Source organism: Streptomyces sp. NPDC058877 (assembly GCF_042742855.1).
Lineage (GTDB): Bacteria > Actinomycetota > Actinomycetes > Streptomycetales > Streptomycetaceae > Streptomyces.
In genome coordinates, this window is sequence record NZ_JBHYMF010000264.1 from 1 (window position 1) to 8,135 (window position 8,135).

The 8,135-nt window shown below is 69.2% G+C and carries 6 protein-coding genes; 3 read left to right on the forward strand and 3 right to left on the reverse strand.

What is annotated here, in order from left to right; genetic code table 11:
- Nucleotides 1-952: alpha/beta fold hydrolase (locus ACFW2Y_RS33195; RefSeq protein WP_384886656.1), on the forward strand; the 952-nt coding region annotated here is incomplete at its 5' end.
- A 725-nt stretch (nucleotides 953-1,677) separates the two neighbouring features.
- On the opposite strand, the gene ACFW2Y_RS33200 is transcribed toward ACFW2Y_RS33195, so the two are convergent.
- From ACFW2Y_RS33200 to ACFW2Y_RS33210, 3 genes are all read right to left on the reverse strand, one after another.
- Nucleotides 1,678-2,610, reverse strand: a complete 933-nt coding sequence (locus ACFW2Y_RS33200) for an IS3 family transposase (protein ID WP_384886659.1) — start codon at nucleotides 2,608-2,610, stop codon at nucleotides 1,678-1,680.
- Between the two features lie 384 nt (nucleotides 2,611-2,994).
- Nucleotides 2,995-4,323: a class I SAM-dependent RNA methyltransferase gene (locus ACFW2Y_RS33205; protein WP_384886662.1), complete on the reverse strand. Its 1,329-nt coding sequence runs from the start codon at nucleotides 4,321-4,323 to the stop codon at nucleotides 2,995-2,997.
- Between the two features lie 78 nt (nucleotides 4,324-4,401).
- A complete protein-coding gene (locus ACFW2Y_RS33210; protein ID WP_384886664.1) occupies nucleotides 4,402-6,453 on the reverse strand; it encodes an APC family permease in 2,052 nt (683 codons plus the stop codon).
- 234 nt (nucleotides 6,454-6,687) lie between these two features.
- Here ACFW2Y_RS33210 and ACFW2Y_RS33215 point away from each other — a divergent pair, with 234 nt between their 5' ends.
- Both ACFW2Y_RS33215 and ACFW2Y_RS33220 read left to right on the forward strand, forming a co-directional pair.
- A complete protein-coding gene (locus ACFW2Y_RS33215; RefSeq protein ID WP_384886667.1) occupies nucleotides 6,688-7,356 on the forward strand; it encodes a potassium channel family protein in 669 nt (222 codons plus the stop codon).
- Nucleotides 7,356-8,036: a potassium channel family protein gene (locus ACFW2Y_RS33220; protein WP_384886670.1), complete on the forward strand. Its 681-nt coding sequence runs from the start codon at nucleotides 7,356-7,358 to the stop codon at nucleotides 8,034-8,036. The genes ACFW2Y_RS33215 and ACFW2Y_RS33220 overlap by 1 nt, the downstream gene beginning before the upstream one ends.
- Nucleotides 8,037-8,135 lie beyond the last annotated feature (99 nt).

An 8,135-nucleotide genomic window follows, 5' to 3' on the forward strand; every position in this document is an offset into this window, starting at 1 on the left:
AATCCTGTGCGGCCTGTTCGCCGACATCCTCGGCGTGGAACACGTCGGCGTCGACGACAGCTTCTTCGACCTCGGAGGCCACTCCCTCCTCGCCACCATGCTGCTACGCCGCATCCAGCAGGTCCTGGACACCAGGGTCGGAGTCCAGGACCTGTTCCGCTCGCCGAGCCCGGCGGCGCTCGCCGAGATCATCGACACCGCCTCGGGGTCGGACGACTACGGCACGCTGTTCCCGATCCGCACCAGCGGTACCCGCGCCCCGCTCTTCTGCATCCATCCGTCCGGCGGTCTGAGCTGGTCGTACTACGCGGTCGGCCGTGAACTCGGCGTCGACCAGCCCGTGTACGGGCTCCAGGCACGCGGTGTCGGCGAACACGAAGAGCCGGCCCGCACTCTCGACGAGATGGCCGAGGACTACGTCACCCGGATCCGCTCCGTGCAGGCGAGCGGTCCCTATCACCTGCTCGGCTGGTCCTTCGGTGGCCTCGTCGCCCACGCCATGGCGGTACAGCTGCAGCAGCAGGGCGAGGAAGTGTCCCTTCTCGGGCTGCTGGACGTCATACCTCTGCCCGAGAAGCAGGCCGCGGAAGCCAGGTGGCGGCCGACGCGCGAGGAGGCAGCGCAGGCGGTGCGCCAGGAGACCGGCGGCGGGGCCCACTTCGAGCCGGCGGTCGTGGAGCGGCTCGTCGACGTCTATCTCAACCACATCCGCCTGATCACCGAGTTCGAACCAGGTGTCTTCGACGGAGACGCGGTGCTCTTCGACGCCGTAGGCAATCCGATGTACGGCATCGACAAGGCCCGGGTCTGGGCCCCGTACATCGGCGGACAGGTGTTCCGTCACCCCGTGGCATCCGACCACATGGGTGTGTTCGAGCCTGAGCCGGTCCGCACCATCTGCGAGGTGATCAAGGACGCCTACAGCAGGGAGCCCAGGGACGCAGGTCACTGATCGCCGTCTCACCGGTGCGGGGCCAGGTTCCCATCTGGCCCCGCGCCCAGGGGTTCACTGCCGTGCACCAGCGATCACACGGAACCCATGGGACCCCGCGCGTCTGGTCACCGACGCTCTCGAGGCCGCTTGCCGAAGCCACCAACCATCCGGCCTCTGGGTCCCGCCGACCACGAGGTCACGCTCGCGGCCTCATGGCGACACCGATGGAGTCTGTCAAAGCGGAACGGGCGGACTCCGCCCGCATCCTCAAGGCTTCACGTCTGCTCCGGACCATGGCTGCGGGCCAAGGTTGACGGGCGTCATTCTGCCGCCAGGAACCTGCTCGAAAAGACGCAGTGCGTCCTCAGGCCAATTGGTGGCCGAAGGAGCATGAGGGAGTGGGCGTGGTCCAGCCGGCGGGATCCGCAGTCCCCCCGAGGCATTCGAGTTCCGGTGCGCTACGACTGCTTGGGTATCCACGGCGTGTGAACCCGCCGGTCGGGTGTTCAATGCCTCGCGCTCACGGCGCTCAGCCGCCCACATGCGCGACCTTGCCGCTACCACCCACGCCGCTATGCCCGTTGCCATGGTCGCGGCTACACCACCTGCCACACCGAAGTAGTCGTTCATGAGGCGACCCTATTGGCCGCAAGCGCAGTGGTGCCGCAAAACCTCGACAAGACCCTCACCCGATCCGACTTCATCCTGGCGGTGTCAATCCCCTGGTTGCGTAGAGACGTTGGTTATGCGGCCCGGCCTTCCTGACCGGTCCGGGCTCGCGCTTCCTGGATGGTCCGTTCGAACTCGACGGGCGGTTTCCCGCCGGCCGCGCTGTGGCGACGCCTCGTGTTGTAGAAGTCCGCGATCCACGTGGCGGTCTTCAGCCTCGCCTCGGCGCGGGTGGCGAACCGGTGTCGGTGGACGTACTCGACCTTGAGGACGGAGTGGAACGACTCCGCTGCGGCGTTGTCCAGGGCGGACCCGACGCGCCCCATGGACTGCACCACGCCCCACCGGCCGCAGAGCTGTCCGAACGCCTCGGACGTGTATTCCGAGCCGCCGTCCGTGTGGAAGATGACGCCGTCCACCTCCCCGCCCCGGGTGGCGATCGCCATCTGCAGCGCGGCGCTGACCAGCGAGGTGTCGTGCCGCTCGCCCATCGCGTAGCCCACGGCCCGGCGGGAGAACGCGTCGTGGACGCTGGCGAGGTAGAGCTTGCCCTCACCGGTGTCGATCTCCGCCATGTCGCCCCACCACAGCACGTTGGGCGCGATCGCGTCGAACCGGCGCAGGACCAGGTCGGCTGCGGCCTTCCTCCTGCCCTGGCGGGTCAGCGAGCGGCGTCGACGCGGGGGCTTACGGCCCTGCAGGCCGAGCTCGGCCATGATCTCGGCGACGGTGTTCTGCGACACCTGCCAGCCCTCCTCCCACAGGTCCAGCGTGATCCTCGGCGAGCCGTAGGTCCGGCCCGAGCGGTCGAAGAAGTAGCGGATCCGTTCGGCCAGCGCCGCCCGTCTGACCTCACGTTTCGTCGGCTCCAACGGCCGACGGCGCCACTTGTAGAACCACACCTCCGACACGCCGAGTGCCCGGCAGGAAGTGTTGCCGGTCACGGCCACGATCCGCACAGCCCCCTCACGGAACTCCGCGTCGAACTTCCGCCTCATACCTTCCATGACCGTCAACTTCCCCTGCAGTCACGGTCTCTTCGCTACGAGGGAAAGGTCAGCCGATCTGCCTGCCCCGGCCAGGAACGCGCGCCATCAGCAGGGTGGTCATGCTGAACCATTTCATTCTCCGCTACAGAGCGTGTTCGCGGTGAGAGTTCGGCCGACGCGCCGAGGGGTCCGGCACCGGGCCCGATCGCCGCACGCAGAAGCCGCCTCCCCGACCGGGCACAGGCCCGGTCCAGGACGGCTTCTCACTACTGATGACGCGTCAGCTAATGCTGACACCCCTTCAGGAAATGCGTCCGTCGAGCGTCAAATGAGCGTCACGAGCGTCAAGATATCGCCCGTAACGCCCACAACGCACATAATGCGCATCGGCAAACCTGCAGGTCAGGCGGCCTTCGCGATGGGTTCAAGGATCGCCACGCACTCCACGTGGTGGGTCATCGGGAACAAGTCGAAAGCGCGCAGCGTGCGCACCCGGTAGTCGCGTTCGGCGAAGTAGGCGATGTCGCGGGCCAGGGCCGCCGGGTCGCAGGCGACGTAGGCGATGCGGCGGGCGCCCAGGCCGGCCAGGTGGTGCACGGTCTGCTTGCCCGCGCCCGCGCGGGGCGGGTCGAGGACGATGAGGTCGACGTCGGTGATGCCGGTGCGCGGGAGGACCGATTCGACCTTGCCCTGCTCGATGCGGACGCGCGGGAAGCCGGCCAGGTTGTGCCGGGCGTCCTCCACCGCGCGCTTGCCGGACTCGATACCGAGGACGGCTCCCTGGTCGCCGACGCGGTCGGCGAGTGCACCGGCGAAGAGGCCGACGCCGCAGTAGAGGTCGAGGGCCGTCTCTCCCTTGCGCGGGGTGAGGCCCTGCATGACGGCGAGCATGAGGGTCTGTGCCGCCTTCGGGTGGACCTGCCAGAAGCCTCCGCTGCCGACCCGGTAGGTGCGGTCGTCGGCGCGCTCCCGGACGAAGCCGCGGCCGTGGACGCGGTGGACGCCGCTGTCCTTCTCGTCGACGCGGAGCACGGAGACCGGCTTGTCCAGTTCGACGAGCGGCAGGCGGGCGCCGGGGCGCGGGGTGAGGATGACCTGGCGGTCGTGGGAGCCGGATGCGGCGATGGCTTCGATGGCGGCCATGCCCTCCCAGGTGCGCTTCTCGATGCCGAGCTCGGAGACGCCGGGGGCGGCGATCATGCAGTGGTCGATGACCTCGACCTCGTGGGAGCGGTGCTTGCGGAGCCCCGCGTGCCCCTCGGCGTCGACGGCGTACTGGACGCGGGTGCGCCACTGCGGAACCTCGCCCGCGGGGAGCTTGTCGCCCTCGGCGGGCATGACGGTTCCGTCCCAGCCGGCCTGTTCGGGGGTGAGTCCGGCGAGTCGCAGCAGTTGCTCGGCGATGACCTCGCCCTTGAGGCGGCGCTGGGCTCCCGGCTTGGCGTGCTGCCAGTCGCAGCCGCCGCACTTGCCGGGGCCGGCGAAGGGACAGGGGGCTTCGACGCGGTCCTTGGAGGCGTCCAGGACCTCGATGGCGTCGGCGCGCAGGAAGCGGGAGGTCTCCTCGCCCTCGGTCACCCGCACCCGGACCCGTTCGCCGGGCAGCGCGTGGCGGACGAAGAGGACCCGGCCCGCCTCCGTACGGGCGATGCAATGGCCGCCGTGGGCCACCGGGCCGACCTCGACCTCGTACTCCTCCCCGACCAAGGACGCGACAGGGGTGTTCTGCATGGCGGGGAGCTCCAGACGAGGGGGAGGAAACGGGGGGACCGCAAAGGTGGGCTGCCGTGTGCACGGCAGCCCACCAGTCTAGTTGCTCTTCGCGGCGGGTTCCTTCTGCCGCTTCTCCACCGGTCCGCGGCGGACCGAGCCCGGCGCGTTCCACTCCTGCCGCTTCCTGGCCCGCTTCCTGGCGGCTTCGGAGGACTGGAGCTGATAGGGGACGGAGGTCACCATCACGCCGGGGGTGAAGAGGAGCCGGCCCTTGAGCCGTAGGGCGCTCTGGTTGTGCAGCAGGTGCTCGTACCAGTGGCCGACGACGTACTCGGGGATGTAGACGGAGACGGCGTCGCGCGGGCTCTCCTTGCGGAGGTTCTTGACGTACTCGATGACCGGGCGGGTGATCTCGCGGTACGGCGAGTCGAGGATCTTCAGCGGGACGTTGATGCCCCGCCGCTCCCACTCCGCCTTGAGCGCCTTGGTCTCCACCGGGTCGACGTTGACGGTGAGGGCCTCCAGCTCGCTCGCGTGCATCAGCTTGGCGTAGGCGAGGGCGCGCAGGGTGGGCTTGTGGAGCTTGGAGACGAGGACGAGGGAACGGACGCGGGAGGGGCGCACGTACTCGTCGGGGCGTTCCTCGGCGGCGGCGATCTCGGCCGCGACGGAGTCGTAGTGCCGTCGGATGGCGGTCATCGTCACGTAGAAGATCACCATGCCGAGCAGGGCGACCCAGGCCCCGTGGGTGAACTTGGTGGCGAGGACGACGACGAGGACGAGGCCGGTGAAGAAGGCGCCGAAGGTGTTGATCGCGCGGGAGCGGATCATGTGGCGGCGCTTCGCCGGGGACTTCTCGGTCCGCAGGTGTCGGTTCCAGTGCCGGACCATGCCGATCTGGCTGAGGGTGAAGGAGACGAAGACGCCGACGATGTAGAGCTGGATCAGGCGGGTCGAGTCGGCCCCGTAGACCCACACGAGAAGGGCCGCGGCGCCGGCGAGGAGCACGATGCCGTTGGAGAAGGCGAGGCGGTCGCCGCGGGTGTGCAGCTGGCGCGGCAGGTAGCGGTCCTGGGCGAGGATCGAGCCGAGGAGCGGGAAGCCGTTGTACGCGGTGTTGGCCGCCAGGAAGAGGACAAGCGCGGTGGCGGCGGCGAGGACGACGAAGAAGAACGTCCCGTCGCCGAAGACGGCGGCGGCGACCTGGGAGATGACCGGGTCCTGGACGTATCCCTCGCCGACCGGCGTGCCGTTCAGGAACAGGTCCTGGGCGGGCTTCTCGGCCATCCGGACGTCGGTGGCCATGGCCAGGAAGATGATGCCGCAGAACATGGTGACGGCCAGGCCGCCCATGAGGGCGAGCGTGGTGGCGGCGTTCTTCGACTTGGGCTTGCGGAAGGCGGGGACGCCGTTGGAGATGGCCTCGACCCCGGTGAGGGCGGCACAGCCGGAGGAGAACGCGCGCAGCAGCAGGAAGACCAGTGCGAAGCCGGCCATGCCCGGGTGTTCGGGCTTGATCTCGAAGTCGGCGGTGGGGGCCTTCATGGTCTCGTCGAGGACGAGGCCGCGCCACGCACCCCAGATGATCATGACGAAGACGCCGAAGACGAAGACGTACGTGGGGATGGCGAAGAGGCTGCCCGACTCCTTCACTCCCCTCAGGTTCATGAGGGTGAGGAGGACGATGACGGCGATCGCCGAGGCGACCTTGTGCTCGACGACGAACGGTACGGCGGAGCCGAGGTTCTCGATGCCGGAGGCGATCGAAACGGCGACGGTGAGCACGTAGTCGACGAGCAGTGCGCTCGCGACGGTGAGTCCTGCCTTGGCGCCGAGGTTGGTGGTGGCGACCTCGTAGTCACCACCGCCGCTCGGGTAGGCGTGCACGTTCTGCCGGTAGGAGGCGACCACCGTGAACATCAGGACGACGACCGCGAGCGCGATCCACGGGCTGAAGTGGTAGGCCGACAGGCCGGCGACGGAGAGGACGAGCAGCACCTCGCCCGGGGCGTACGCCACCGAGGACAGCGGATCGGAGGCGAAGACGGGAAGGGCGATCCGCTTGGGGAGAAGGGTCTCGCCGAGCTTGTCGCTGCGCAGGGCCCGCCCGATCAGGATCCGTTTGGGCACGTCGGTCAGTTTGGACACGCAGAGGATCGTAAGCGTTCGAAAAGAGCCACGCGCACCGGCACCCCCGAAGCACACCGAATCTCCCTGAGTACCACCTCGGATGCGGTCCCCGCCAGCGTTGACGCTTAAGCTCGGACCGGGTGACCCGGCAGGGCGTCGCCCGCCGCGGCCCGGGCGCATCGGGCGAAGAAAGTTGTGAGCAGGGTGTTTTCGCAGGTCAGCAAGACGATCAGGAGTGCGGGGTAAGGGGACGTGCACGTCGTCATCATGGGCTGCGGGCGAGTGGGAGCCGCTCTCGCGCAGACCCTCGAACAGCAGGGGCACACCGTCGCGGTCGTGGACCAGGACCCGACGGCTTTCCGTCGTCTGGGGTCGGGCTTCGGCGGCCGTCGCGTCACGGGCGTGGGTTTCGATCAGGACACGTTGCGTGAGGCGGGCATCGAGGAGGCCGGTGCCTTCGCCGCGGTGAGCAGCGGCGACAACTCGAACATCATCGCGGCGCGGGTCGCGCGCGAGATGTTCGGCATCGAGAACGTGGCCGCGCGGATCTACGACCCGCGGCGGGCCGAGGTGTACCAGCGCCTCGGCATTCCGACGGTCGCGACGGTCCGCTGGACCGCCGACCAGATGCTGCGCCGGCTGCTGCCGTCCGGCGCGGAGCCGCTGTGGCGCGACCCGAGCGGCGCGGTCCAGCTCGCCGAGGTCCACACCTCCCCGGCGTGGATCGGTCACAAGGTGAGCCGGCTCCAGGAGGAGACCGGCGTGCGCGTCGCCTTCCTCACCCGACTGGGCGAAGCGATTCTGCCGACCTCGCAGACGGTGCTGCAGGAGGGCGACCTGGTCCACGTGATGATGCGCACGGAGGAGATCGCGAAGGTCGAGGCGGCCTTCGCCGAAGGTCCCGAGGAGGGCGGTCACTGATGCGTGTCGCTATTGCGGGCGCGGGCGCGGTGGGCCGGTCCATCGCCGGCGAGCTGTTGGAGAACGGTCACGAGGTCCTGCTGGTCGACAAGGCTCCGACCGCCATCTCGGTGGAGCGGGTGCCCCAGGCGGAGTGGCTGTTGGCCGACGCCTGTGAGATCACCTCGCTCGACGAGGCGGCGCTGCAGCGCTGCAACGTGGTGATCGCGGCGACCGGTGACGACAAGGTGAACCTGGTGGTCTCGCTGCTCGCGAAGACCGAGTACGGCGTGCCGCGCGTGGTCGCCCGGGTGAACAACCCGAAGAACGAGTGGCTGTTCAGCGAGGCCTGGGGCGTGGACGTCGCCGTCTCGACACCGCGTCTGATGTCGGCCCTGGTCGAGGAGGCGGTGAGCGTCGGCGATCTGGTCCGGCTGCTGCGCTTCAGCCACGGTGACGCGAACCTGGTCGAGTTGACGCTCCCGCCGGAGTCTGCGGTCACCGGCACCCAGGTCGGGGAGGTGGCCTGGCCCCAGGACACCTCGCTGGTGACGATCATCCGCGGTTCCCGGGTGCTCACGCCGGGCCCCGAGGAGACCCTCGAGGCCGGTGACGAGCTGTTGTTCGTGGCGGCACAGGCCCGCGAAGAGCAGTTGGAGGACCTGCTGCAGGTCCGCCGCGAGGCCGGTTCGGAGTCCTGACGCCCCCGGCCGTGCGTTCCGGGTCCCGGAGGAGCGGTGCGGGGAGTCCGGGCGCCTTGCGGCCCGGGGCCGGTCAGGTGGTACGAGTACGGAAGGGGG

What these genes read in the sequence shown, in the direction of transcription:
- ACFW2Y_RS33200 (WP_384886659.1), bottom strand. Translation starts at nt 2,610, where the DNA reads ATGGAAGGTATGAGGCGGAAGTTCGACGCGGAGTTCCGTGAGGGGGCT.
- ACFW2Y_RS33205 (WP_384886662.1), bottom strand. Translation starts at nt 4,323, where the DNA reads ATGCAGAACACCCCTGTCGCGTCCTTGGTCGGGGAGGAGTACGAGGTC.
- ACFW2Y_RS33220 (WP_384886670.1), top strand. Translation starts at nt 7,356, where the DNA reads ATGCGTGTCGCTATTGCGGGCGCGGGCGCGGTGGGCCGGTCCATCGCC.